The organism is Plantibacter sp. VKM Ac-2880 (assembly GCF_015351235.1).
In the GTDB taxonomy this organism is placed as follows: Bacteria; Actinomycetota; Actinomycetes; order Actinomycetales; family Microbacteriaceae; genus Plantibacter.
Map to the genome: position 1 here is coordinate 581,016 of NZ_JADKSJ010000001.1, position 23,635 is coordinate 604,650.

25 protein-coding genes are annotated in these 23,635 nt (G+C 68.8%); 16 read left to right on the forward strand and 9 right to left on the reverse strand.

Annotated features, from left to right (window positions below; translation table 11 throughout):
* Positions 1-13 precede the first annotated feature (13 nt).
* The gene (locus ITJ57_RS02790) at positions 14-649 is read right to left on the reverse strand and encodes a HEAT repeat domain-containing protein (RefSeq protein WP_194668746.1); all 636 of its coding nucleotides are present in this window, start codon (positions 647-649) and stop codon (positions 14-16) included.
* A 107-nt stretch (positions 650-756) separates the two neighbouring features.
* On the opposite strand from ITJ57_RS02790, the gene ITJ57_RS02795 reads away from it, so the two are divergent.
* Positions 757-1,089, forward strand: a complete 333-nt coding sequence (locus ITJ57_RS02795; RefSeq protein WP_194668747.1) for an NIPSNAP family protein — start codon at positions 757-759, stop codon at positions 1,087-1,089.
* On the forward strand, positions 1,086-1,661 hold the full coding sequence (locus ITJ57_RS02800; RefSeq protein ID WP_194668748.1) for a GNAT family N-acetyltransferase: 576 nt from the start codon (positions 1,086-1,088) through the stop codon (positions 1,659-1,661). The genes ITJ57_RS02795 and ITJ57_RS02800 overlap by 4 nt, the downstream gene beginning before the upstream one ends.
* Here the strand turns inward: ITJ57_RS02800 and ITJ57_RS02805 are convergent.
* Together ITJ57_RS02805 and ITJ57_RS19730 are read right to left on the reverse strand one after the other, a co-directional pair.
* Complete coding sequence (locus tag ITJ57_RS02805; protein ID WP_194668749.1) at positions 1,658-2,740, reverse strand: sensor histidine kinase; 1,083 nt, start codon at positions 2,738-2,740, stop codon at positions 1,658-1,660. The two genes, ITJ57_RS02800 and ITJ57_RS02805, sit on opposite strands and share 4 nt — an antisense overlap.
* Positions 2,737-3,393, reverse strand: coding sequence for a response regulator transcription factor (locus tag ITJ57_RS19730; RefSeq protein WP_194668750.1), 657 nt, complete (start codon positions 3,391-3,393; stop codon positions 2,737-2,739). The genes ITJ57_RS02805 and ITJ57_RS19730 overlap by 4 nt, the downstream gene beginning before the upstream one ends.
* Before the next feature lie 224 nt (positions 3,394-3,617).
* Between ITJ57_RS19730 and ITJ57_RS02815 the strand changes: the two genes are divergently transcribed.
* From ITJ57_RS02815 to ITJ57_RS02825, 3 genes are read left to right on the forward strand one after another with little or no spacing between them, the layout of a single operon-like run.
* Positions 3,618-3,767 (forward strand): hypothetical protein, encoded by a 150-nt coding sequence (locus tag ITJ57_RS02815; RefSeq protein WP_194668751.1) that lies wholly within the window; start codon positions 3,618-3,620, stop codon positions 3,765-3,767.
* Positions 3,764-4,972: a dTDP-4-amino-4,6-dideoxygalactose transaminase gene (gene rffA / locus ITJ57_RS02820; RefSeq protein ID WP_228506443.1), complete on the forward strand. Its 1,209-nt coding sequence runs from the start codon at positions 3,764-3,766 to the stop codon at positions 4,970-4,972. The genes ITJ57_RS02815 and rffA overlap by 4 nt, the downstream gene beginning before the upstream one ends.
* On the forward strand, positions 4,969-6,195 hold the full coding sequence (locus ITJ57_RS02825) for a glycosyltransferase family 1 protein (protein ID WP_194668752.1): 1,227 nt from the start codon (positions 4,969-4,971) through the stop codon (positions 6,193-6,195). Before rffA ends, ITJ57_RS02825 begins: the two co-directional genes overlap by 4 nt.
* A 14-nt stretch (positions 6,196-6,209) precedes the next feature.
* Here ITJ57_RS02825 and ITJ57_RS02830 read toward each other — a convergent pair whose 3' ends face one another.
* Entirely contained in the window at positions 6,210-6,710 is a 501-nt protein-coding gene (locus tag ITJ57_RS02830; protein WP_194668753.1) for a hypothetical protein, read from the reverse strand.
* A 228-nt stretch (positions 6,711-6,938) separates the two neighbouring features.
* Between ITJ57_RS02830 and ITJ57_RS02835 the strand changes: the two genes are divergently transcribed.
* The 7 genes from ITJ57_RS02835 to ITJ57_RS02865 all read left to right on the forward strand — a co-directional run bounded on the left by ITJ57_RS02835 (position 6,939) and on the right by ITJ57_RS02865 (position 15,189).
* Positions 6,939-9,260 carry a carbon starvation CstA family protein gene (locus ITJ57_RS02835; RefSeq protein WP_194668754.1) on the forward strand — a complete coding sequence of 774 codons (2,322 nt, stop codon included), beginning with the start codon at positions 6,939-6,941 and terminating at the stop codon, positions 9,258-9,260.
* Positions 9,260-9,490, forward strand: coding sequence for a YbdD/YjiX family protein (locus tag ITJ57_RS02840; RefSeq protein WP_194668755.1), 231 nt, complete (start codon positions 9,260-9,262; stop codon positions 9,488-9,490). Before ITJ57_RS02835 ends, ITJ57_RS02840 begins: the two co-directional genes overlap by 1 nt.
* 145 nt (positions 9,491-9,635) lie before the next feature.
* Positions 9,636-10,667, forward strand: a complete 1,032-nt coding sequence (locus ITJ57_RS02845; protein ID WP_194668756.1) for a LacI family DNA-binding transcriptional regulator — start codon at positions 9,636-9,638, stop codon at positions 10,665-10,667.
* 144 nt (positions 10,668-10,811) lie between these two features.
* On the forward strand, positions 10,812-12,146 hold the full coding sequence (locus ITJ57_RS02850; RefSeq protein WP_194668757.1) for an ABC transporter substrate-binding protein: 1,335 nt from the start codon (positions 10,812-10,814) through the stop codon (positions 12,144-12,146).
* 210 nt (positions 12,147-12,356) lie between these two features.
* Positions 12,357-13,214, forward strand: coding sequence for a carbohydrate ABC transporter permease (locus tag ITJ57_RS02855; RefSeq protein ID WP_194670272.1), 858 nt, complete (start codon positions 12,357-12,359; stop codon positions 13,212-13,214).
* On the forward strand, positions 13,211-14,068 hold the full coding sequence (locus ITJ57_RS02860; protein WP_194668758.1) for a carbohydrate ABC transporter permease: 858 nt from the start codon (positions 13,211-13,213) through the stop codon (positions 14,066-14,068). Before ITJ57_RS02855 ends, ITJ57_RS02860 begins: the two co-directional genes overlap by 4 nt.
* Before the next feature lie 23 nt (positions 14,069-14,091).
* Positions 14,092-15,189 carry a glycoside hydrolase family 172 protein gene (locus ITJ57_RS02865; RefSeq protein WP_194668759.1) on the forward strand — a complete coding sequence of 366 codons (1,098 nt, stop codon included), beginning with the start codon at positions 14,092-14,094 and terminating at the stop codon, positions 15,187-15,189.
* Positions 15,190-15,206: 17 nt separating this feature from the next.
* Here ITJ57_RS02865 and ITJ57_RS02870 read toward each other — a convergent pair whose 3' ends face one another.
* Together ITJ57_RS02870 and ITJ57_RS02875 are read right to left on the reverse strand one after the other, a co-directional pair.
* Positions 15,207-16,130, reverse strand: coding sequence for a PfkB family carbohydrate kinase (locus ITJ57_RS02870; protein ID WP_228506447.1), 924 nt, complete (start codon positions 16,128-16,130; stop codon positions 15,207-15,209).
* A 67-nt stretch (positions 16,131-16,197) separates the two neighbouring features.
* On the reverse strand, positions 16,198-17,217 hold the full coding sequence (locus ITJ57_RS02875) for a zinc-binding dehydrogenase (RefSeq protein ID WP_194668760.1): 1,020 nt from the start codon (positions 17,215-17,217) through the stop codon (positions 16,198-16,200).
* A 226-nt stretch (positions 17,218-17,443) separates the two neighbouring features.
* Here ITJ57_RS02875 and ITJ57_RS02880 point away from each other — a divergent pair, with 226 nt between their 5' ends.
* The 3 genes from ITJ57_RS02880 (at position 17,444) to ITJ57_RS02890 (ending at position 20,664) form a co-directional block, all read left to right on the forward strand.
* On the forward strand, positions 17,444-18,799 hold the full coding sequence (locus tag ITJ57_RS02880; protein WP_194668761.1) for a sugar ABC transporter substrate-binding protein: 1,356 nt from the start codon (positions 17,444-17,446) through the stop codon (positions 18,797-18,799).
* A gap of 69 nt (positions 18,800-18,868) precedes the next feature.
* The gene (locus ITJ57_RS02885) at positions 18,869-19,813 is read left to right on the forward strand and encodes a carbohydrate ABC transporter permease (protein WP_194668762.1); all 945 of its coding nucleotides are present in this window, start codon (positions 18,869-18,871) and stop codon (positions 19,811-19,813) included.
* Positions 19,810-20,664, forward strand: a complete 855-nt coding sequence (locus tag ITJ57_RS02890) for a carbohydrate ABC transporter permease (protein ID WP_194668763.1) — start codon at positions 19,810-19,812, stop codon at positions 20,662-20,664. The genes ITJ57_RS02885 and ITJ57_RS02890 overlap by 4 nt, the downstream gene beginning before the upstream one ends.
* A 45-nt stretch (positions 20,665-20,709) precedes the next feature.
* Here ITJ57_RS02890 and ITJ57_RS02895 read toward each other — a convergent pair whose 3' ends face one another.
* Positions 20,710-21,447, reverse strand: coding sequence for an SDR family oxidoreductase (locus ITJ57_RS02895; protein WP_194668764.1), 738 nt, complete (start codon positions 21,445-21,447; stop codon positions 20,710-20,712).
* A gap of 114 nt (positions 21,448-21,561) precedes the next feature.
* Positions 21,562-22,545, reverse strand: a complete 984-nt coding sequence (locus tag ITJ57_RS02900) for a LacI family DNA-binding transcriptional regulator (protein ID WP_194668765.1) — start codon at positions 22,543-22,545, stop codon at positions 21,562-21,564.
* A 163-nt stretch (positions 22,546-22,708) separates the two neighbouring features.
* Between ITJ57_RS02900 and ITJ57_RS02905 the strand changes: the two genes are divergently transcribed.
* Positions 22,709-23,311: a TetR/AcrR family transcriptional regulator gene (locus tag ITJ57_RS02905; RefSeq protein WP_194668766.1), complete on the forward strand. Its 603-nt coding sequence runs from the start codon at positions 22,709-22,711 to the stop codon at positions 23,309-23,311.
* 22 nt (positions 23,312-23,333) lie between these two features.
* Here the strand turns inward: ITJ57_RS02905 and ITJ57_RS02910 are convergent, their stop codons facing one another.
* Complete coding sequence (locus tag ITJ57_RS02910; RefSeq protein ID WP_194670411.1) at positions 23,334-23,633, reverse strand: hypothetical protein; 300 nt, start codon at positions 23,631-23,633, stop codon at positions 23,334-23,336.
* Positions 23,634-23,635: the final 2 nt, after the last annotated feature.

The window sequence follows — 23,635 nt, forward strand, 5'->3', positions numbered from 1 at the left end:
ATCCGCGAGACGCCTAGCGGCTGGTCGTGAGGGCCTCGTCGAAGTCGAGTTCCGGGTCGTCGAGTATGCGGAGGGTGGCTCGGGCGTGCGAACGCGCCGGCTCCGGGGTGACGTCGGTGGTCGCTGCCTCGGCCGCGTCGCGTCCCAGCTCGCCGATGGAGAGGAACGCGCGGGTCAGGCTGAGTCGCACCTCGCGGTCGCCGCGCCCGAACTGGCGTGCGAGCAATTCGGCGAGCGCCGGTGCCTCGCGCTCGGGGACGACACCGGCGGCGGTGCGCCACGCGGCACGCGCGACCTGGTCCTCGTCGTCCTCCAGCAGCGCGAGGGTGATCGCCGACCAGGTGCGCGGGTCGCCCGTCTTCGACAGGGTGTGGAGCGCCTGGCTGCGGGCCTGCGGGAAGACCGAGCCGAGTTCCTCGATGAGGCGCGGCACGGTGACCTCGGGGTCGTGGCGCACGAGGGCCCAGGTGAGCATGTCGCGCACGAAGAAGTCGGGTTCGACGGCGCATCGGTCGACGAGCACCTCGATGTAGGCGGGCTTGGGTGTGGTACCGGCTGCGAGCGCAGCCTGGAGCCGGTCCGAGGAGGCCGGCACACGCAGGGCGCGGGCGAGCCCGTTCGCGGCCGCGTCGTCGTACTCGGAACTCATCTCGATCACCTTCCGTGGCGTTCTGGGGACCGTTCCAGCGTAGGCGTCGGGTGGTCCCGGAAGCCCCGTATGACGACGGTCGTCGGGGAACCGCCAGACTGGGACCCATGATCACCATCCACCTGCGCTACCGGATCGACCCGGAGCAGCTCGACACCTTCAGCGAGTACGGCCGGCGCTGGATCCGTCTCGTCAACCGACTCGGCGGCGACCACCACGGTTACTTCCTCCCCGCGGAGGGCGACAACGACGAGGCGTTCGCGCTGTTCACCTTCCCGTCGCTCGCCGCGTACGAGCAGTACCGCATCGCGGCCGAGACGGACCCGGAGTGCATCGAGGCCTACGAGCTGGTCCGCGGTACCGGCTGCATCCTGCGGTTCGAGCGCCGGTTCCAGCGGCCGCTGTTCGGCGACGAGCGCGACGAGGGGGTGGAGGCATGACCGTTCTGACGGTGGACACCTCGAAGCTCTCGAAGCTCGACACCCTCACGACCCCGAGGCTCCGGTTGGTCCCGCTCGGCCCGGTCCACCTCGAGCCGACCCTTCGCGGCCTGGCCGACCCGGAGACCCTGCGTCTCACTGGGACGCGTGGACCCATCCCGCGCGAAGCGATCGAGCGGCACCTCGCGACCGTCGGCGCGCGGGACGACCGGGCCGACTGGGCCATCACAGCGAGCGATTCGGGCGAGTACCTCGGTGAGGTGGTGCTCAACGAGCTCGACGAGGACAACGCCTCGATGAACTTCCGGATCGCGTTGGCTCCCGGCCGGACCGGTCAGGGCTTCGGGACGGAGGCGACGACGGCGGTGCTCGACCACGCGTTCTCCGTCCTCAAACTGCACCGGGTGGTCCTCGACGTGTACTCGTTCAATCCTCGGGCGGAGCGCTCCTACGTCAAGGCGGGGTTCGTGGTCGAGGGGCGTCAGCGCCACACCCTCCACTGGGACGGCGAATGGGTCGACTCGATCCTGATGTCGGTGCTCGCCACTGACGACCGCGCGAGCACCCACTAGTACGGAGCGCGGAACGTCAGCGTGAAGGAGGTGGGTGCATCCTCGGTGAGGAGCGTCCCGTTGAGGAGTTCCGCGCGCTCGGTGAGGCCGACGAGCCCGTGGCCCGCCGACGACCACGTGGTCGTCGCCGACCGAGCCGGACGGGCGTTCCGGATCACGACGGTGACCTCGTCGGGTGAGGCGCTGGCCCGGAGCTCGACGGGTGCTCCAGGCGCGTGCTTGCGGGCGTTCGTGAGGCCCTCCTGCACCGTCCGGTAGATCGCACGCTGCAGCGGGGCCGGGAGCCCGTCCGGCAGCTCGATCCCTGCGGTGACGTCGATGCCACTGTCGGCGATCAGCCGACTCAGGTCCTCGACCGTCGGTTGCGGCGCCAACGGTGCGTGCCCCGTCTCCGCACGGAGCAGGGTGACCATGTCCCGGAGCTCGTCGAGGGTGCGCGAGGCGAGCGAACGGATCGTGACCGCCATCCGCTTCGTCCCCGGCTCCTCGGTCTGCACCTGGATCGCCCCCGCCTGGACGGCGATGAGGCTGACCTGGTGGGAGACGACGTCGTGCATCTCCCTCGCGATGCGCGTGCGCTCCTCGACGAGGACGTCGGAGGCGATGCGCGCCCGCTCGGTCCGACGGACCTGCTCGAGATCGCGGATCCGGTCGAACAGCTCCCGTCTCGTGCGCACGAGCAGGCCCAACGCGATCGGCGCCGCCGCGTACAGGCCGGCGTAGACGATGGCCAGGATCGTGTAGTTGGCCGAGTTCCAACCCCACCACGGCACGGCCGCGAGGACGAAGACGACGACGCCCGTCGCGACCAGCCGCCAGCGTCGGCGCTCGCGGACCGCGACGGAGAACAGCGACGCGAGGCCGGCGAGCGTCGCGAGGTTGAGGGTGAAGGCAGGCACGGCGAAGAGGAGGGCGATCCACGGCCACCGTCGTCGGAAGATCAATCCGACCGCCGCCGCGATCGCCAGCCCCGACTCCCAGGGAGTCGCCCATTCGAGCGTCGTGAGGCTCTCGACGACGGCCGCCGCGATGATGGCGAGTTCGACGAGGACCGACCAGAGCCGGGAGCGACGGGTCATGCGTGGTCCGTCTCGTCGGCGCGGACACCGGCGCGCTCTGCGATGATCGCCGCCTCGAGCCGGGTCGTGACGTCGAGCTTGCCGAGGATCGCACTCACGTGGTCCTTCACCGTCGCCCGACTGAGGTGCAGCGCCTCGCCGATCTCCGTGTTCGACGCGCCCGTCCGCAGCGCCGCCAACACGTCCTGCTCGCGGCCGGTCAAGGCCGACAGCCGCCGGGCCGCCTCGCGGTCGGCACTTCGGGCGAAACCGCCGACGAGTGTCCGGGACACCTGCGGCGAGAGCACGATGCCGCCTGCCGACAGTGAGCGGAGCAGCATGGGGAGCTGCTCCGGGTCGGTGTCCTTCACGAGGAACCCCGCGGCGCCACTGCGCAGGGCGCGCGCGATGTAGTCGTCGGAGTCGAAGGTCGTCAGGATCGCGACGACGGGCGGATCGTCCCACGTCTGCAGTTCGTCGAGGATGTCGAGCCCGTTCCGGCCCGGCATGCGGACGTCGAGGAGGACGACGTCGGGACCACTCGCGCGGATGGCGTCGACGGCCTCCACCCCGTCGACGGAGGCGACGACCTCGATGTCCTCGACGGCGCCGAGGATGAGTTCGAACCCGGATCGCACCAACGCCTCGTCGTCGACGACGGCCACTCTGATCACGGGGTCTCCTCAGCTCGACTCTCACCCTACGAGCACCGGGGATGGAGCGGTGACGGTCCGGTTCGGGAACCCGCCAGGTGGCGGGGGTGGAGTAGCCCGCAGCAGGATGCGCGACGATCGTCGTGCGACTGATACTTGACCACCCGGGCGGGCTCCAACATGCCCGGTGGGTCGGTGCGAACCGCCCGATCGACATCCGGGGGGATCAGCATGAGGGACGACACGTGAGCGCAAGACGACGGGACGGTGAGCGTCGCGCCACCGTCGAGGACTCGCCGATCGTCGGTATCGGGATCATCGCCACCATCGTCATCGTCGCGGTCGTGATCGTCGCGGCGGTCTTCATCGTCGCGCTGCTGCTGGGTGGCCGATGATGGCCGAGGTCGGGATCTCGCCGCGGATCCCGCTGTCGAAGCCCTACCGTGCCGCCGGTGAACTCGACCAGCTCGAACAGGTGCTCGCCTCGGACCACGTCCACGGCGACGGCCGGTTCACGGCGTCGGCCTCCGACCGACTCCGGCAGCTCACGGGCGCCCCGCACGTCCTCCTCACCACCTCGGGGACCCACGCGCTCGAGATGATGACCCGGCTGATCGGCATCGGACCCGGCGACGAGGTGATCCTCCCGAGCTTCACGTTCCCCTCCGCGGCGAACGCGGTCGTCCTCGCCGGAGCGACCCCGGTCTTCGTCGACAGCGACCCGGCGACGGGCAACCTGGACCCGCAGCACGTCGCCGACGCCATCGGACCCCGCACCCGGGCGATCTCGGTCATGCACTACGGCGGAGTCCCCGTCGACGTGCCCGCCTTCCTCGGTCTCGCCGCTGTGCACGGGCTGCACCTGCTCGAGGACAACGCGCACGGCCTCGGCGTCGCCGGCGCAGGCGTCCGGCTCGGAACGGTCGGGACGATGGCCGCGCAGAGCTTCCACGACACGAAGAACGTGCACTGCGGCGAGGGCGGTGCGCTGCTCATCAACGACGAGTCCGTGCTGCTCCGAGCCGAGATCATGCGTGAGAAGGGGACCGACCGCGCACAGTTCCTCCGCGGCCAGGTCGACAAGTACAGCTGGGCCGACCTCGGCTCCAGCTACCTGCCGAGCGAGCTGAACGCCGCGGTGCTCGACACCCAACTCCGTGACTTCGACGTCATCCAGGCGCACCGCCACCGGATCTGGGACCGGTACGCGGCCGAACTCGCTGAGTGGGCGCACGATCGCGGTGCGACGCTCATGGACCCGCCCGGCGGCGTCCACGCCGCACACCTCTTCTTCCTCCTGCTCCCGGACGCGGAGGTGCAGCAGGAGTTCCTCCGCCACCTGCAGGCGCACGGCATCGGTGCCGCCTTCCACTACGTGCCGCTCCACTCGAGCGCCGCCGGTCGGCGCTACGGTCGGGTGGTGTCGGAACCGCAGCATGCGGTCCGGTTCGCCGAACGCCTCGTCCGGCTGCCGCTGTGGCCGGCGATGACCGACGGCGAGGTGGACCGGGTCGTCGCCGCGGTCCGCGCGTTCGGTGCGACCCCCGACCTCACGACGGCGATGACGGCATCGACGGGACAGGATTCCATATGGGCATGATCGAGCAGGGGCTCCGCGCCATCCGTGGCGAGGGTGTCCGGTCGACGCTCTGGCGTGCCGCGCACTTCGCCGACGGACGGTTCAATCCGATGCGCCGGAAGCCGACCGACCTGTACCCGAGCGACGCGATCGCCGCCGACTGGACGGTGCCGAAGCACTTCAACGCCGCCGAGTTCCCCAGGCGCCCCTACGACGTGGCGTGGCTGATCTCGCCGCCGAGCCGCACCTCCGGCGGGCACCAGAACGCGTTCCGCTTCATGGAGTTCCTCGAGCGCGCCGGTCACCGCCTCACGATCTACCTGTATCAGGCGTCAGCGCAGCCCGCCGTCGACATCCCCGGGATCCGGGCGATGATGGCGGCCAGCAGCGCCTACCCGGAGCTGCAGGCCGACATCGTCCGGTACGACCCCGCAACCGGCATCGCGCCTGGCGCGGACGTCGTCGTGTCCTCCGACTGGCAGACGGCCTACCCGGCGTTCCGCTACCAGGGGCCGGCGAAGCGGTTCTCGTTCGTGCAGGACTTCGAGCCGTGGTTCTACCCAGCCAGCAGCGAGTACGTCCTCGCCGAGAACACCTACCGCTTCGGGTTCCACGGGTTCTCGGCCGGACCGTGGTTGGCCAGGAAGGTCGCCGACGAGTACGGCATGAGCTGCGACCACTTCGACTACTCGGTCGACAAGCAGCACTACTCGCACGTGAACGACGCACCGCGCACCGAGATCCTCTTCTACGCCCGTCCCCCAACGCCTCGGCGCGGGTGGGAGATCGGCGAACTCGCGTTGACGGAGTTCCACCGGCTGCGCCCCGACATCACGATCAACCTCGTCGGCTGGGACATGTCGGGCTATGAGACGGGCTTCCCGTTCGTGAACCGCTCGGCCATGGACATCTCCGAGCTGAACGCCGTCTACAACCGCTGCGCCGCAGGGCTCGTGCTGTCGCTCACCGACATGTCGCTGCTCCCGCTGGAGATCATGTCCTCCGGGGTGGTGCCCGTCGTGAACGACAGCCCGAACACCACCGGCGTCCTCGACAGTCAGCACATCGAGTACGTGCCCCTGTCGCCCGCCGCGATCGCCAGGCGACTCGTCGACATCGCCGAGCGTCCCGACGCGATCGAGCACGCCAAGCGCATCTCGGCGTCGATCACAGCCGCCGACTGGTCGGACCCCGGCGCGCAGTTCGTCGAGCAGTTCGAGCGGGCGATGCGCTCGTCCATCTGACGCCCGGCGCGGCGTCAGCCCACCCGCGCCTGCCGACGGTGGGCGTCGAGGTCGGGGAGCATCTCCGACACCGGTGGGGTGGCGATCGACCGCAGCGCGTGTTCGACCGCCTCGCGGATACTCCGACCGCTCGCGGTGATCGCGTGCAGCTGCGCCAAGGCCTCGGGGTCCACGATGACGACGGAGACGGGCGTCTCCTGCTCGGGCGCGTCGACGACGGAGCCGGCCCGTGCACGACGGGTGGCGAGCCCGTGAGCGATCCATGCACGGTTGCGCTCCACGTCGACCTTCAGCAGGCGGGTGTTGCGCCGCACCCGCTCGGCGACGAGCTTCCCCTCGTGGATGTCCGAGTACACCTGCCAGCGCGGGTACAGCAGGCGGGTCGCGAGGTCCGACGGTCGGGTCGGGACCGGGAGGTCGTCGATGAAGTCCTGCAGCACGGCATCGGAGAGCGCCGAACGCAACCCACGTCGCTGCACGCTGTCGTCGGACGAAGCGGGGAACGTCAGGGTCATGGGGATCCGGTGGTCATGGGGCGGGCGGTCGATCGGAACAGCAAAGACTGGAACAGTCTTGCGCCGAACCCTGGGCCCAAGGCGTCCGGCGGCTGGAAACCACCCCGGAACCAACCCTGCAAGTGCTTGACCTCGATCGCGCGGGCCCGGCCTGGAACCCACGTGCGCCCACCGCCGGGTCGCTGTTAGCCTCGACGCACGAACACCACCGTTGAGGGAGGAATCGTCATGGGCAACGACGCCGGACGACAGGACCGAGCACGTGCAGGATCGAACCGGGGCGGAGCACGGCAGCCCGCCGGTGGGGGCGAGGCGGAACCCATCCTCGTCCAGGATCCGGAGCTCCCACCCACTGCGGTCGACGAGGCCGACCACGCCCCGCGCTGGACCCCGGCCAAGGTGGTCCTCTGGGTAGCCATCGCCCTCCTCGGCGGCTTCGCGTGGACGATGCTGGCACTCGTCCGCGGCGAGACGGTCAACGCCATCTGGTTCGTGTTCGCGGCCGTCTGCACCTATCTCATCGCCTACCGCTTCTACTCGAAGCTCATCGAACGGAAACTGCTCCGCCCCGACGACCGCCGGGCGACCCCGGCCGAGTACCTCGCCAACGGCAAGGATTTCGTCCCAACGGACCGGCGGGTCCTCTACGGGCACCACTTCGCCGCGATCGCCGGAGCCGGCCCGCTCGTCGGCCCTGTGCTCGCCGCGCAGATGGGTTACCTGCCCGGCACGATCTGGATCATCATCGGGGTGATCCTGGCGGGTGCCGTGCAGGACTACCTCGTCCTCTTCTTCTCGATGCGCCGCGGCGGCCGCTCCCTCGGCCAGATGGCGCGTGACGAGCTCGGCGTGATCGGTGGGACGGCCGCGATCATCGCGACGCTCGCGATCATGGTCATCATCGTCGCGATCCTCGCCCTCGTCGTCGTCAACGCCCTCGGCGAGAGCCCCTGGGGTGTCTTCAGCGTGTCGATGACGATCCCGATCGCGCTGTTCATGGGTGTGTACCTGAGGTTCATCCGGCCGGGCAAGATCACGGAGATCTCCATCATCGGCTTCGTCCTCCTCATGTTCGCGATCGTCGCGGGCGGCTGGGTCGCCGAGACGGAGTGGGGCGCCGCGGCGTTCACCCTCGACCGCACCGTCATCGCCGTCGGCATCATCGTCTACGGCTTCGTCGCCGCGATCCTCCCCGTGTGGCTCCTGCTCGCACCCCGCGACTACCTCTCGACGTTCATGAAGATCGGCACGATCGTGATGCTCGCTGGGGCGATCGTCCTCGTGCGTCCGGAGATCACGGTGCCGGCGTTCAGCGAGTTCGCCGGCGGTGACGCCGGTCCGGTGGTCAGTGGTTCGCTCTTCCCGTTCCTCTTCGTCACGATCGCGTGCGGCGCCCTCTCCGGCTTCCACGCGCTCATCGCCTCAGGCACCACGCCGAAACTCGTCGAGAAGGAACGCCAGACCCGCTTCATCGGTTACGGCGGCATGCTCATGGAGTCGTTCGTCGCGATCATGGCCCTCGTCGCAGCCCTGTCCATCGACCGCGGCATCTACTTCGCGATGAACTCCTCCGCCGCGGCGACCGGCGGCACGGTCGAGGGCGCCGTCGCCTTCGTGAACTCGCTCGGGCTCGCCGGGGTGAACCTCACCCCCGATGTGCTCACGCAGACCGCCGCGAACGTGGGGGAGGAGTCGATCGTGTCCCGCACCGGCGGTGCACCGACACTCGCCCTCGGCCTCGCGCACATCATGCAGCAGCTCATCGGCGGCACCGCGCTCATGTCGTTCTGGTACCACTTCGCGATCATGTTCGAGGCCCTGTTCATCCTCACCGCCGTCGACGCCGGCACGCGCGTGGCCCGCTTCATGCTGCAGGACACCTTCGGCAACATCATCCCGAAGTTCCGTGACCCCGACTGGCGGCTCGGTGCCTGGATCTGCACGGCCGTGATGGTCGCTGCATGGGGAGCGATCCTCATCATGGGCGTCACCGATCCGCTCGGCGGCATCAACACCCTGTTCCCGTTGTTCGGCATCGCGAACCAGCTGCTCGCGGCGATCGCGCTCGCGGTCTGCATGGCGATCGTGGCGAAACGCGGGAACTTCCGGTGGCTGTGGATCGTCGCCGTGCCGTTGGCTTTCACCGCGGTCGTGACGATCACCGCGTCGATGTTCAAGATCTTCTCGCCCGTCCCCGCCGTCGGGTACTGGGCGCAGAACGCGGCGTTCCGCGAGGCGCTCGCCGCCGGTGAGGACAGCTTCGGGAACGCACCGACGCGGGCGGCGATGGAGGCCGTCGTGCGGAACACCACCGTGCAGGGCGTGCTGTCGATCCTGTTCGTGACCCTCGCGATCATCGTCATCTTCTTCGCGATCCTCCACACCGTGCGGTCGTTCCGCACGGGTGGTGGGCCGAGTTCGGAGGATCCGGCGCTCCCGTCGCGTCGCTTCGCACCATCGGGGATCGTCGCGACGAAGGCGGAGAAGGCGCTCGAGCGCGAGTGGTCGACCGTGGACGACGACCAGCGTCCAGCTCGGTCGGGGCACTGATGTCCGGCACGGGCTCGGCCGCCGGCCCTGGGACGGTGGGGCTCGCGGTCCGGCGGGGCTGGGCGTCGGTGCGGTGGTTCGTCACCTCGCTGATGGGCGACACCGCCTACGCCACCTATGTCGAGCACCACCGACGTGTTCACCCGGACACCCCGGTCCCCGACGAGCGCACCTTCTGGCGGGAGCGCTTCGCGGAGCAGGACCGCACGCCCGGTTCGCGGTGCTGCTGAGCCCCCGGCGAGTGTCGCCGACAGCCGGTCCAGAGGCAGATGTCACGGTTGGATAACAGCGCGTTGCGTCAACGCGTTTGACGCTCATACCGTGACGTCAATCGTTTGCAGTCAAACGATTGACACTCGGACCGATGGAGGCGCGATGCTGACGATGAAGGATGTCGCGCTGCACGTCGGCGTCTCCGTCTCCGCGGTCTCCCTCGTCCTGAGCGGCCGCGGTTCAGGGCGGGTGAACGCTGAGACGGCGGCCCGGATCCAGGCGGTGGCCGACGAACTCGGCTACGTGCCCAACCACCTCGCGCGCTCCCTGAAGACGAAGCAGAGCCGGACGATCGGCGTCGTGTCCGATCAGGTCGCCACCGTGCCGTTCTCCGGCCAGATGCTCGCGGGCGCCCAGCAGGCGGCCTGGGACGCCGGCTTCATGCTCATGCTGATCGACACCTCCGGCAACGAGGCGGTGCAGACGCCGGCCGTGCAGTCGCTGCTGCAACGGAACATCGAGGCGCTCATCGTCGCGACCAACTTCCACCAGCTGGTGGACGTGCCGTTCGTGCCCGCCAAGCTGCCCGTCGTCATCCTCGACGGTCGACCGGAGCGGGAGGGCGACGCCACCGTCGATTTCGTGGTGCCCGACGAGGAGCGCGGTGCGTACACCTCGACGAAGCTCCTCATCGACGCGGGACACCGTCGGATCGGCTTCTGCAACGTGGCCGCGTACCCGATCGCCTCGCGGTTGCGGGAGCGGGGCTACGCCGGTGCGCTGGCGGAAGCCGGTATCGAGCGGGACCCGGCGCTCACCGTCGTGGCCGAGGACGCGGCGACCCGTCACGCGATCGCGCCCGCCGAGGCCTTGCTCGACCGGCCGGACCGACCGACGGCGGTCTTCGCGTTCAGCGACCAGACGGCGATGGGCTTCTTCCACGTCGCGCGGCGGCTCGGCCTCGCCATCCCGCATGACCTGTCCATCACCGGCTTCGACAACCAGGAGTTCGTCGACGACGCCCTCGACCCCGGATTGACCACCGTGCAACTTCCCCACCGCCAGATGGGTGAATGGGCGGTGAATCGGGTCATCGAACGGCTCGACGGCACGCTGGACGGTGTCGGACGGGAAGGGTGCCTCATGCCCTGCGCGCCCGTCATCCGACACTCGATCGGACCCCCTCCCACCTGACCCGGCGGCAGCCACCTCGCGCAGGGTGACGCCTCCGTCCCGGACGGAGGCGCCCCACGCTGGCGGGAGCCTGCCCGGATCCGCCCCGGATCCTGCCCACACCTACCCGTCCCACCCCAACACCCGATGCAAAGGAGCAACGCCATGGCACCATCCCGAACCCCCGCTCGGCCCCGATCCTGGGTCCGCCTCGCCGCCACGACGGCGGTGATCGCCATCACCGCGACGAGTCTCGCCGCGTGCAGCGCCGACGGCGGCGACGCCGGCAAGACCTTCACGATCCTGCAGTACGAGGACCCGACCACCGCTCAGGGCAAAGGCTGGGCGCGAGCCGTGGAGCTGTTCCAGGAGCGGCACCCCGACGTGAAGGTCGACTTCCAGACGACCAGCTTCGACGCGGTCCGCAAGAACGCCAAGCTCGTCCTCGGCGGCAACTCCGTTCCCGACGTCGTCGAGTTCAACAAGGGCAACGCGGACGGCGGCCAACTCGCGAGCCAAGGGCTGCTGCAGCCGTTGACCGAACAGGTCGAGCAGTACGGCTGGGACGACAAGATCACCGGAGGCATGCAGTCCTTCGCCAAGTACGACGAGTCCGGCAAGGCCGGGTCGGGCGACTGGTACGGCATCCCCAACATCGGCGAGTACGTCACGCTCTACTACAACAAGGACCTGTTCGCGCAGGCCGGCATCACGGCGGAGCCGACGACGATGGACGAGTTCGTCGCAGACATGGCGAAGCTGCAGGCCGCCGGGATCACCCCGGTGTCATCCTCGGCCTCGACGAACCAGGGGTTCAACCAGATGTGGGTCTGGTACTCGCTCGTCTCGGCGTACGCCGACCGTCAGCAGATCGACGACTTCATGTTCCTGCAGGGTGACGTCGACTTCTCGACGGGGCCCTGGAAGCAGGGTGTCGACCAATTCGAGGACTGGATCCAGCAGGGGTACCTCGGTGAGGACCTCGCCGGCCTGACCTACGAACAGGCCATCGTCAACTTCCTGAGCGGCTCCACCGGCATGCTCATCTGGAACAACGGGGCGTTCTCCCGCGTGAAGGACCAGTCGTCGTTCGACTGGGGGTACTTCACGCTGCCGGGCGCCGACATGTCGATGGGATCGTCGGGTCACCTGTGGGGTGTGCCGGCGAAGGCGGCGAACAAGGAGCTCGCCTACGACTGGATCGACATCACCCTGAGTCCCGAGGTCCAGAACCTCATCGGTGAGAACGGTGGCCTGCCGCTGGCGGGAGATTCCTCCACCATCACGGATCCGGTCACCCGCGCCTACACGGAGCGATTCGACCAGCTCGTCGCCGACGACGCCCTGACCTTCTACCCCGACTACCCGGTGCCGGGCTTCCTGGACTTCATCCAGACGAACATGGCCGCGATGTCGAACGGCAACGAGACCGCCGCCGAGTACACGAAGAAGCTCCAGGAGTTCTACGACGACGGCAAGCGCGCCGTCGACGAGGGCTGACCGAGGATCGGACGCCGGGCCGGGGTCGCACCCGTCGCGACCTCGGCCCAGCGAGCCCCACTCCCACGACATCCGCTGCTTGGACCCCAGGAGATCAACCCCATGACCATCACCACCCCAGCGCCGGTCCGCCCACCAGACCGGCACCATCCGAACCGCACCAGCAGACGACGCCCGAGTAGCCGGGGTTACTGGTGGTACCTGGCGCCGATGATCGTCGGCACCGTCGCCATCGTCCTCGTGCCCTTCGCCGTCAACGTCGTCGTCAGTCTCTTCCGGTGGAAGGGCGGGCTCTCGCCCATGCGCTGGAACGGGCTCGGGAACTACGCCGAGCTGCTCGGCGACGCGCAGTTCTGGCTCGCCTTCAAGAACACCGTCTTCATGATCGTCGGCATCGTCGTCATCCCGACGGTGCTCGGTCTCCTCCTCGCCGCGATGCTGTTCGACTACATCGGCCGCGAGTTCGGTGCCCGGGCGGCTGCGTTCCTCCGGGCCACCTACTACCTGCCGCAGATCCTGCCCATCGCCGTGGCCGGGTTCATCTGGAGCTGGGTGCTCGCCACGCAGAACGGGCTGCTGAACAGCGTGATCGAGGCGATCGGCGTCACCGATCCTCCGGACTGGCTCGGGAACGCGGACATCGCCATCTACGCGGTGATGCTCATGCTGATCTGGCTCCAGATCGGGTACCCCGTGGTCATCTTCATGGCCGCACTCCAACGGGTCGACCCGGAACTCTACGAGGCGGCCGCGCTCGACGGGGCCGGCTGGTGGCGGCGGTTCTCCGCCATCACGATCCCGCAGATCCGGCCGGAACTCTTCGTGGTCGTGATCACCGCGACCGTCGGCGCCCTCAAGGTGTTCGCCCCGGTGCTGATCCTCACGGGTGGTGGCCCGGAGGGGTCGACGATCGTGCCCTCCTACTACTCGTACCGCAACTTCTTCGAGCTCTCGAAGGTCGGCTACGGCTCGGCCATCGCGACGGCCATGTCGATCGTGATCTTCGTGGTCGCGGGCGTCATGCTCTGGTTGCAGCGTCGGGATGCCTCGGACGGAGCCCGCTCATGACCGCGCCGACGTCGACCGTGCAGCGTGTGCGACGGCCGAGGCCGCTCCGATGGGTGATCCTCGCGCTCGCGATCGTCGTCGCAGCGGTGATGCTCGCGCCGCTCCTCCTCCTCGTGCTCAACGCGTTCAAGACCGGAGCCGACTATTCGGCTCACGGCCCGCTCGCCTGGCCGACGGCCTTCACCCTCGATTCGTTCACCTCCTACCTGCAGCGTGTCGACTACCCGCGGGCGCTCGTGAACTCCATCGTGATCTCCGGTTCCGTCGCGGTGCTCGCCGCGGGGATCTCCCTGCTGAGCGCCTACGCGATCGGGATCGGCAAGGTCAGGGGCAGCACGGCGCTGTTGGCTGTCTTCCTGCTCGCGACCATGCTGCCGCAGGAAGCACTCATCTACCCGCTCTTCTACGGAGCGCAGGCGACCGGGACGTTCAACACCGTGTGGAGCGTCATCATCGTGTTCACCGTCCTGCAGGCGGCCTTCGGCACCTACCTGCTCGCGAGTGTGATCTCCACCCTGCCGCCGGGGCTCCTGGAAGCGGCCGCGCTGGACGGTGCCGGTCGGTGGCGGATCCTCTGGTCGGTCGTGTTCCCGCTCATGCGGCCGACGCTCTCCGTCCTGATGGTCTTCTTCTTCGTCTGGACCTGGAACGAGTTCTACATCCCGCTGATCCTCCTCTCGGACCAGTCCGTGCAGACCGTCCCGATCGCGCTCGCGACCCTGCAGGGGCAGAACTCCATCGACATCACGGCGCTGAACGCCGGGTCGCTCCTGTCGCTGCTGCCCACCCTCGTCTTCTTCATCATCTTCCAACGCACCCTGAGCCGCGGTGTCACCGTCGGCTCGATCAAGTGACCGACCCCAACCCGAGGAGAACCATGCTTCCCACCATCACCGAACTGCAGGCGCCGACAGGTGTCCGGTCCCGGTCCATCAACGCTGAGAATCCGACGGGGGCGCCGGGCCTCGGCGCCGCGACCGCATCGGATCTCGGACCCGGACGCAAGGGGAGCGCCTGGCGCCCCGTACCGGCCGGCGGTCGGCTGGAGCTGGCGGACATCGCCGGCCCCGGCATGATCCGTCACATCTGGATCACCGTCCCCGACCGCACCGAGGGCGGCCCGTTCGTCCTCCGCGACCTCGTGTTGCGGATGTACTGGGACGACGAGACCGAACCGTCGGTCGAAGCGCCGCTCGGCGACTTCTTCTGCAACGGGTTCGCTGCGCGGGCGCTCGTCACCTCGGAGCCGATCGTCGTCGCACCGACGGGCGGGATGAACAGCTACATCCCCATGCCGTTCCGGCGCAGGGCGCGCATCGTGATCGACAGCGACCACGCGGTCGACATCGAGCACGTCTTCTTCCAGGTGGACTACACCGTCGGTGACGAGGTCCCGGAGGACACCCCCTACTTCCACGCGCAGTGGCGACGGTCCAACGCGTCGACCGCGCTCGGCGAGGACCACACGATCGTGGACGGGATCACCGGACGCGGTCGCTATCTCGGCACGTACATCGGTGTCGCGGCGCTGTCGCGGTTCTGGTGGGGGGAGGGGGAGGTGAAGTTCTTCCTCGACGGCGACACGGACCTCCCGACCCTGTGCAGCACCGGCCTCGAGGACTACGCGGGCGGCGCGTGGGCGTTCCAGGACGCCCTCCGCCGTGACCCTGAGCCCCGCCCGATCCCGTTCAGCGCTCCGTACTGCGGCTACCCGTTCTTCAGTACGACCGATGTCACGGGCGCCTCGGAATTCATCCACGCGACGGCACCGATGCGCGCCGTCTACCGCTGGCACCTGCCCGACCCGATCTTCTTCGAGCGCGAGCTCAAGGTCACGGTGCAGCAGATCGGCACGTGGGACCACGGGCTGTTCGAACGCTCCGACGACATCTGTTCGGTCGCCTACTGGTATCAGAGCGAACCGCACACCCCGTTCCCGACCCTGCCGGATGTGGCTGGTCGCGTCCCGCGGTGAGGGCGCCGTCGGGCCACCTATCGTGCGGCCGCCAGACCCCCGAGGTCGGGCCGCCCACCCAGGTGGCCGATGGTGCGCGCCGCCGCCCGTGAACCGAGGTCGGCGGCGGCCGCCGGGCCCAGGCCGTCGCGCAGCCCGGTGACGAGGGCGGCGACGAACGCGTCGCCGGCACCGGTGCGGTCGACGACCGGGACGTCCCGGAGGGGGATGAATTCGGCGCCCGACGGCCACACGACCATCTCGCCCTGGCCGGCGACCGTGAGGACGACGAGGTCGGGCCCGGCGGAGAGCAGTTCCTCCGCTGCGGCCCGGGCGGCGTCGACGGTGTGCAGCGTGCGGCCGGTCAGCAGTTCCGCCTCCGGTGCGTCGGCACGCACGACGTTCGCGAGGTGCAGGAGCGCTCGGATGTGCTGGGTGGCGGCCCCGTCCAGCACGATCCGGAGCGACCGCGCACGGGCGAGTTCTGCGGCGGCCAGCGTCACCGCCGGTGGCTGCTGCAGTTGGATGCACATCGTGTCCGCCTGGTCGAGGAGGCCGGAGGCGGCGGCGCGCTCGAGGTCCGCCGCCGTGACGAGGGACGACTCCGGAACGTGTTCGTAGAGCCGGCGGGTGCCTCCGCCGTCCACGATGTCGACGAGCAGGGCCGATCGCCCACGCCGGACGACGCCGGTGGCGGTGACGCCGTCCGCCTCGAGCTGACGGATCAGCTCTCCGCCGTCGTCCTCGCCGGCGACCGCGACAAGGCCTGCGCGGACCCCGAGCTGCTGCAGACCGATCGCCTGGTTGGCACCTTTCCCGCCGAGCACCTCCACGCGCTCGAGCACGTCGGCGCTGCCGTCCGCTTCCGGGTGTCGATCGACCCGCAGGACGACGTCCCGCCCGAGCTGTCCGACGACGACGACCTCCACCGGTGACGCCCCACCCTGCGCTGATTCCTTCATGGGCCACCACGGTACTCCCCGAGGTGGCGGACGTGCGCGGCGCCGGAGGCTTGCGCCCCGTCGATCGTCACGGCTCGCGAGTCACCACCACTTTCACGTTCGCGCCGTCGATCGCGGCGGCGAACGCCTCGGCGACGTCCGCCAGCGGATACCGCGCGGTGATGAAGTCCGCGGCTCGCACCTCGCCGGCGGCGATGATCCGAGCTGCGGTCTCGAAGTCCTCGGCCAGGTAGGTGGCACTGCCCTGGACGCGCACCTGACGATCCTGGATCTCGGGGAGCGGCACGGTCACCGGCCGCGCGGGGACGCCGACGATGACGACGGTCCCAGCCTTCATGGCGAGCGCGACCGCCTGGTCGACCGTCGATTGGACGGAGACGCAGTCAAAGACCACATCAGCGCTCTCGCCCAGCTCGGCGCGGATCGCCTCGACCGCGTCCGTCCTCGTGCCGTCGACGACGGCATCGGCACCGAGCCGCAGCGCCCGCTCCCGTTTGTCAGCACGGACGTCGGTCATGACGATCCGTGCGGCGCCCGCGTGACGAGCCGCCGCGAGCGTCAGCAGGCCGATGGTGCCGGCGCCGATGATCACCACGGCCCTCCCCGAGACGTCACCCGCCAGTCGGACCGCGTGGACCGGGGTTGCGAGCGGCTCGATGAGCGCCGCGTCCCAGTCCGACATACCGGCCGGGATGACGTGGAGCCGATCGGCCCGGATCGTGAAGAAGTCGGCCATCCCGCCCTGCGGGTGGCCGCAGCCGAAGAAGTCGAGACGCTCGCAGAGGTTGCCGCGCTCGGTGCGGCACATCTTGCACGCACCGCACGGCAGCGTCGGTTCGACCGTCACATGGTCGCCCTCAGCGACGCCCTCGACGCCCTCCCCGACCTCGCGGACGACCCCGACCACCTCGTGCCCGGGGAAGTACGGGAACGAGATGAACGGGTGATGGCCGGCGGCCGCGTGGGTGTCGGACCCGCACACGCCGCTGACCATCGTCTCGACGAGCACCTCGCCTGCCGAGGGTTCCGGGCGCTCGACCTCGATCAACGTGATCTCGTCTGCGCGCACGATCGTGCGTTGCATCATCTGGGGCATGGTCGCCTCCGGTCCGGGGTGTGCGTGATTCCGCGGGACGGTCCGCGTCGGGTGTTCGGTTCGACGGGACCGCCCGCGGCGAATGCGCTCACCGTATGACATCGATGACAGTCACACAAGAGGCCGCGGAAAAACGCCATTGACATCGATGTCAACGCCGAGCTACGTTGACCTCGGTGGTGTAGAGGCCGCCGAAAAACAGAGAGGTTTTTCACCAATGACGCACACAGCGAAACACATCAGGCGGGTGGTGGCGGGCGCTGCAGCAATCGGGGTGGCGGTCGCGCTCGCAGGCTGCTCCGGAGCCGGAGGCGGTGGAGGAGCCGCCGGCGGCAAGGTCACGCTCAACCTGGCGACCGTCAGCAATCCCCAGATGAAGGACATGGAGCAGCTGAAGGACAAGTTCGAAGCCGAGCACCCCGACATCACCGTCAACTTCATCCAGATGGAGGAGAACGACCTCCGCGACGCGGTCACGAAGGACGTCGCGACCCAGGGCGGCCAATACGATGTCGTCACGATCGGTGCCTACGAGGTGCCGCTCTGGGCTGAGAACGGCTGGCTCACCTCCCTGTCGGAATACACCGACGACGCCTACGACGTCGACGACCTGTTCGAGCCGGTCCGCACCTCCGTCTCGGTCGACGACAAGCTGTACGCCGCCCCGTTCTACGGGGAGAGCTCCTTCATGATGTACAACAAGGACATCTTCGCGGCCGCCGGCCTCACCATGCCGGACAACCCCACCTGGGACCAGATCGCCGAGCTGGCACGCCAGCTGAAGACGCCTGAGCAGGCGGGCATCTGCCTCCGGGGCAAGCCCGGCTGGGGCGAGGGCATCGCCTCGCTCAACACCGTGGTGCACACCTTCGGCGGCGCGTGGTTCGACGAGGACTGGAACGCGCAGATCGACCAGCCCGGGTTCACCGAAGCGCTGACGTTCTTCTCCAGCCTCGTGCAGGACGCCGGTGAGGCGGACCCCGTCTCCTACGGCTTCACGGAGTGCCTGAACCTGTTCACGCAGGGCAAGGCGGCCATGTGGTACGACGCGACGTCGGCCGCCGGCACCGTCGAAGACCCGGAGGCCAGCAGTGTCGCAGGCAAGGTCGGATACGTCCCCGCTCCGGTGAAGGAGACCGAGGCGTCCGGTTGGCTGTGGTCGTGGAACCTCGCCGTGCCCGCCACCTCGGAGAAGAAGGACGCCGCGTGGGAGTTCATCGACTGGGCGACGAACAAGGACTACGCCAAGCTCGTCGGAACCGAGATGGGTTGGAGTCGCGTACCACCGGGAACCCGGGTCTCGACCTACGACCTGCCGGAGTACCAGGAGGCTGCGGCGGCGTTCGCCGACATCACCCGTGAGTCGATGCTCGCCGTCGATCCCGCGCAACCAGGTGTCGCGCCACAGCCCTACGTCGGTATCCAGTACATCGGCATCCCGGAGTGGCAAGATCTCGGCAACCAGGCGTCGCAGTCCTTCGCCGACGTCTACGCCGGCCGGGCGAGCGTCGCCGACGCTCTGGCCGCCGTGCAGAAGCTGGCCCAGGCCGCCGGGGACGCCCAGAAGAAGTGACCCAGCCCGGGTGGGTGGGTCGACGCGGCCGTCGGCCCACCCGCCCGGCTCCTCGATCAAGGGACCCCCATGTCGGCATCGACCACCGTCACCACCCCGCCCATCGCGAACCCGGACCGCGAGGCCTCCCTCCGCGTCCGAAGTCGCCGAGAGGCCACCATCTCCCGGGCGCTCGTGCTTCCGGCGCTCATCGTCGCCGTACTCCTCACGCAGATCCCCTTCCTCATCACCATCTACTACTCCTTCCAGCGGTGGAACCTCCTGAAACCAGCGGACGTCGGGTTCGCCGGGATCGACAACTACGTCACCCTGTTCACCAAGGGCGACTTCTTCAGCTCGCTGTGGGCGACCGTCGTCATCACCGGGAGCTCGGTGGTGCTGTCCGTCGTGTTCGGGCTCCTCATCGCGCTCCTGCTCGACCGGAAGTTCCACGGTCAGGGATTCGCCAGGACGCTGCTCATCACACCATTCCTCATGATGCCCGCGGCAGCCGCCCTCATCTGGAAGTGGTCGCTCTTCGACGCCAACAGCGGGATCTTCAACTGGCTGCTGTCCATCGTCGGCATCGACCCGGTGGCGTGGAACACCGACTATCCGGCTCTCACGATCATCTGCGTCCTCACCTGGCAGTACACGCCGTTCATGATGCTCATCCTGCTTGCCGGACTGCAGGGGCAGAGTCAGGACGTGCTCGAGGCGGCCCAGGTCGACGGCGCCGGACCGCTCCGGATCTTCCGGGCGCTCACGCTTCCCCACCTCCGGCAGTACATCGAGTTGTCGGTGCTTCTCGGCGCGATCTTCATGCTGCAGGTCTTCGACCCGGTCCACATCATGACGAAGGGGACGGGCGGCTCGAAGACGCTGCCGTACCTGCTCTACGAACGCGCCTTCATCGGCCTGAACGTCGGGGAAGCGGCGGCGTACGGCGTCGTGACCGTCATCCTGACGATCATCGTCGCGTCGGTCGCGCTCCGCACGTTGTTCAGGATCTTCTCGCAGCAAGGAATCAAATGACCGCTCACGTCCAGGCCAAGCCACCGACCCGTCGCCGTCGCGGCACCGTCCGCGGCAGCCTGCTCACGATCCTGACCTGGATCGTGGCGTTCGCCATGTTCTTCCCGATCCTCTGGATGGTCTTCACCTCGCTGAAGAGCGAGCGTGACGCGGCCTCCAGCCCGCCGACGTTCTTCGTTGAGCTGTCGTTCGACCAGTACGCGGGGGTCTTCAGTCGGGGGATCGCCCCGTACCTGATCAACTCGTTGACCGTGAGCGTGCTCTCGACCGTCTTCGTGCTCCTGCTGGCGATCCCAGCTGCCTACGGTCTGTCGATCCGACCGGTGAAGGGATGGCGCGATCTGCTGTTCTTCTTCATCTCCACACGGTTCATGCCGGTTGCGGCATCGATCATCCCGCTCTATCTGATCCTGAAGACCATCGGCGGACTCGACAACGTCACCGTCCTGTCCGTGCTGTACATCGGCATCAACCTGCCGATCGCGATCTGGATGATGCGGTCGTTCTTCTCCGAGGTGCCGCTGGAGATCGTGGAGGCGGCGCGCGTGGACGGAGCCGGCGTCCGGACGGAGATCATCCGGATCGTCCTGCCCATCGTCGCGCCGGGCTTGGCGGCAGCTGCGCTGATCTGCTTCATCTTCGCGTGGAACGAGTACTTCCTGGCGACCATCCTCACGGCGTCGACCGCGCGGACGGCACCGCCATTCCTCGGGAGCTTCGTGGACGGACGCGGGCAGTTCCTCGCGGCCCTCAGCGCCGCGTCCACCCTCGCGGTGTTGCCCGTGGTGATCGCCGGTTGGGTCGCGCAGAAGCGGCTCGTCCGCGGACTGGCCATGGGCGCGGTGAAGTGAGGACCCGGAGCCGGACCTGGACCCGGACCCGGGCTCGCGATCTGATCAGCGGGACGTGTAGCCGCCGTCGATCGGCAGCGACACCCCGGTGATCATCGCCGCCCCGTCGCCGAGCAGGAAGACGACCGGGGCGGCGATGTCTGCCTCGGTGGCCCACCGGCCGAGGGGCATGGCCGCGAGGAACGGATCCTGGATCTCCGGCTGGCCCCAATACGACGCCGACATGGGCGTCATGACGACGGTGGGGTTCACGGCGTTCACCCGGATCCCATGCCGACCGAGTTCGAGGGCGGCCGTGCGGGTGAATCCGTCGACCGCGGCCTTCGACGCCGCGTAGGAGGCATGTCCGTCGAGACCGACCAAGGCTGCCTGGCTCGAGATGTTGACGATGGATCCGCCTCGCCCGGCACGGATCATCGACCTGGCGGCGTGCTTGGTGGTGAGGAAGGTCCCGCGCGCGTTGACGCCCATCACCCGGTCGAACAGGTCCGCATCGGCGTCGACGAGCGGCGCCACGGTGCCACCGAAGCCGGCGCAGTTCACCAGCCCATCGATGTCGAACCCGGTCAGGGCCTCCGCGACTTCGGTCTCGACCGAGACGTCGAACACCATCGTCTCCACGCCGTAGGCGTCCCGGACGCCGGCGACCTCCTCGGCCGTCCGTCCGGTGGCGATCACGTGTGCGTCGGCGTCGACGAGGTGCCTGACGATCTCGCTGCCGATTCCGCCTCCACCTCCGGTCACGACGATGCGCTTGCCGGTGAGTCCGCCTGTGATGGTCATGGAGTACCGCTCCTTCTCCGGTCGCGACGTCCGTGGCGCGACCCGCGCCCAGTCTAGGGCGGCTGTGACATCGATGTCATCTGCGCGACGACGGGGATGTCTTCGAGGTCGGAATCAGGTGGTCGTCGGCGTCGGTGGGGCGACGGACGAACCCCGGACGATGAGCCCGACGTCGTACACCGTCCGCAATTCGTAATCGCCGTCGGGGTCGGCGACTCGGAGCAGAGCCCGTTCCGTGGCGGCTCGACCCAACCGGCCAGGGTTCTGGTCGATGACGGAGATGGACGGCCTCAGGAGGTCGGCCATGGGGAAGTCGCCGAAGCTCACCAACGCGAGGTCGTCGCGATCGAGGCGCTGGAGTGCGGGGATCAGCTCCACCGAGGTGCGGGCATTCGAGGAGAACAGGGCTGTCGGCGGATCGGAGAGTTCGAGGAGTCCGGACAGGGCGCCGCCGGCTTCGCCAGGACCGGCGAACGCCACCAGGCGCTCATCGGTCGGCAGTCCGAGATCGTCGCGCGCGGTGCAGAAGCCGAGCAGTCGCTGCGTCGTGGTAGCGACGGCGTCGTCGGCGCCCAGGAAGGCGATCCGGCGGTGCCCCAGCTCGAACAGGTGGTGCACGGCGAGCTCGCCGCCGCGGCGGTCGTTCTCCAGGAACACATCCGTCACGAGCCCCGTCGGCTCGCGGTCGATCACGACGATCGGAGTCCTCGACGACCATGCCTCGAGATAGCGCTGGTCGTCGCTCGTCGGAGCGATGATCAGCGCATCGATCTGCGTCCGGAGCAGCCCCTCCACGACCGAGCGCTCGTGCTCCGGGTCGCTGCCGAGGTTCGTGACGGCGATCGTGTGTCCGTGCGTCTTGGCGACCTCGTCGACCGCCTCGACGACTGAGGCGAAGAAGGAATCCGACAGGTTGGGGATCGCGACACCGATCATCGCGGCCCGGCCCTCGCGGAAGGTGCGTGCGAGCATGTTCGGGACGAAGTGCAGTTCGCGCATCGAGATGTTCACCCGCTCGCGTACGGACTCGGAGACATGCTGCTCATTGCGGAACACGCGGGAGACCGTCTTCGCGCTGACGCCTGCGTGCGCAGCCACATCCCGCATGGTGACCATTCCGCTCCGATCGCATCGCCCCGCACCGCCTGGTTCCGGCGGCGCTGCGGCACCAACTCTATTCCTGCCAACCCGAGGATCCGCTGGTGCCGACCTGGGACAATGGGGCCGGACCTCCACCACGCCCCATGCCGAAGGAACCCTCATGAGCATCGACGACCGCACGATCGGCCGACGCGAACGGAACAAGCTCGACAAGCTGGCCCGCATCACGGCGGCGGCAGGCGAGCTCTTCACCGAACGGGGGGTCGACGACGTGACGACGCAGGAGATCGCCGACCGCGCGGACATCGGTACCGGGACGCTCTTCCTCTACGCGAAGACGAAGGGCGAGCTGCTGCTGCTCGTGCAGAACTCGACGTACGCCGACGCGCTCGCCGAGGGACGTGAGGCTGCGGCCGCCGCCGGGACGATGACGGACGGGGTCCTCGCCGTGATCCGGCCCGTCGTCGAGTGCAACCGCAAGCAGATCGACAACGGCCGCACCTACCTCCGGGAGATCGTGTTCGGCGACCCGGAGGAACCGCACCACCGCGTGGCGCTCGACCTCACCCAGCAGACCGAGGCGCTCATCGCCGAGGTCCTCGTCGACCGCGGCGGTGTCCCCGCCGAGATCGCGAGCACGCTCGCCCACGTCGTCTCCGCCATCATGTTCGTGAGCATGGCGGCGACGGTGAACGCGGCCCGGACGGTCGACGAGATCGTGGACGAGATCGCCGCGCAGGTCCGTGCGATCCTGCCCGGTTGATCGGTTCCCTGCTCGTCGCCGGTCAGCCTTCGTCCACAGCGTGGACGAAGAGCACGACCTGCTCCTCGGGGACCAACGCCTCGATGGCCTTCCGCGCACTCGGGTAGTCGCGACCCTCGGCCTCGATCGTCCGTGTCGCGACGGGCCGGTAGACGGCGGTGCCGACGAGGTCGCCGTTCACGCGCCCGCCCCCGTGCAGCGCGGCGAGCGTGTGCCCGGGCGGGGTGGCGGCGAGGACGGCGGCGCGCAGACCAGCGACATCGGGTGCGGCGGCTTCCGTGGTGATGGTCGCGCGGTCGCGGAGGGTGGCGATGAGCTTCACCC

Excerpts from the sequence above, each read along its gene's own strand:
- ITJ57_RS02790 (WP_194668746.1), bottom strand. The coding sequence starts at position 649 with ATGAGTTCCGAGTACGACGACGCGGCCGCGAACGGGCTCGCCCGCGCC.
- ITJ57_RS02795 (WP_194668747.1), top strand. The coding sequence starts at position 757 with ATGATCACCATCCACCTGCGCTACCGGATCGACCCGGAGCAGCTCGAC.
- ITJ57_RS02800 (WP_194668748.1), top strand. The coding sequence starts at position 1,086 with ATGACCGTTCTGACGGTGGACACCTCGAAGCTCTCGAAGCTCGACACC.
- ITJ57_RS02805 (WP_194668749.1), bottom strand. The coding sequence starts at position 2,740 with ATGACCCGTCGCTCCCGGCTCTGGTCGGTCCTCGTCGAACTCGCCATC.
- rffA (WP_228506443.1), top strand. The coding sequence starts at position 3,764 with ATGATGGCCGAGGTCGGGATCTCGCCGCGGATCCCGCTGTCGAAGCCC.
- ITJ57_RS02825 (WP_194668752.1), top strand. The coding sequence starts at position 4,969 with ATGATCGAGCAGGGGCTCCGCGCCATCCGTGGCGAGGGTGTCCGGTCG.
- ITJ57_RS02830 (WP_194668753.1), bottom strand. The coding sequence starts at position 6,710 with ATGACCCTGACGTTCCCCGCTTCGTCCGACGACAGCGTGCAGCGACGT.
- ITJ57_RS02835 (WP_194668754.1), top strand. The coding sequence starts at position 6,939 with ATGGGCAACGACGCCGGACGACAGGACCGAGCACGTGCAGGATCGAAC.
- ITJ57_RS02840 (WP_194668755.1), top strand. The coding sequence starts at position 9,260 with ATGTCCGGCACGGGCTCGGCCGCCGGCCCTGGGACGGTGGGGCTCGCG.
- ITJ57_RS02845 (WP_194668756.1), top strand. The coding sequence starts at position 9,636 with ATGCTGACGATGAAGGATGTCGCGCTGCACGTCGGCGTCTCCGTCTCC.
- ITJ57_RS02850 (WP_194668757.1), top strand. The coding sequence starts at position 10,812 with ATGGCACCATCCCGAACCCCCGCTCGGCCCCGATCCTGGGTCCGCCTC.
- ITJ57_RS02855 (WP_194670272.1), top strand. The coding sequence starts at position 12,357 with ATGATCGTCGGCACCGTCGCCATCGTCCTCGTGCCCTTCGCCGTCAAC.
- ITJ57_RS02860 (WP_194668758.1), top strand. The coding sequence starts at position 13,211 with ATGACCGCGCCGACGTCGACCGTGCAGCGTGTGCGACGGCCGAGGCCG.
- ITJ57_RS02865 (WP_194668759.1), top strand. The coding sequence starts at position 14,092 with ATGCTTCCCACCATCACCGAACTGCAGGCGCCGACAGGTGTCCGGTCC.
- ITJ57_RS02870 (WP_228506447.1), bottom strand. The coding sequence starts at position 16,130 with ATGAAGGAATCAGCGCAGGGTGGGGCGTCACCGGTGGAGGTCGTCGTC.
- ITJ57_RS02875 (WP_194668760.1), bottom strand. The coding sequence starts at position 17,217 with ATGATGCAACGCACGATCGTGCGCGCAGACGAGATCACGTTGATCGAG.
- ITJ57_RS02880 (WP_194668761.1), top strand. The coding sequence starts at position 17,444 with ATGACGCACACAGCGAAACACATCAGGCGGGTGGTGGCGGGCGCTGCA.
- ITJ57_RS02885 (WP_194668762.1), top strand. The coding sequence starts at position 18,869 with ATGTCGGCATCGACCACCGTCACCACCCCGCCCATCGCGAACCCGGAC.
- ITJ57_RS02890 (WP_194668763.1), top strand. The coding sequence starts at position 19,810 with ATGACCGCTCACGTCCAGGCCAAGCCACCGACCCGTCGCCGTCGCGGC.
- ITJ57_RS02895 (WP_194668764.1), bottom strand. The coding sequence starts at position 21,447 with ATGACCATCACAGGCGGACTCACCGGCAAGCGCATCGTCGTGACCGGA.
- ITJ57_RS02905 (WP_194668766.1), top strand. The coding sequence starts at position 22,709 with ATGAGCATCGACGACCGCACGATCGGCCGACGCGAACGGAACAAGCTC.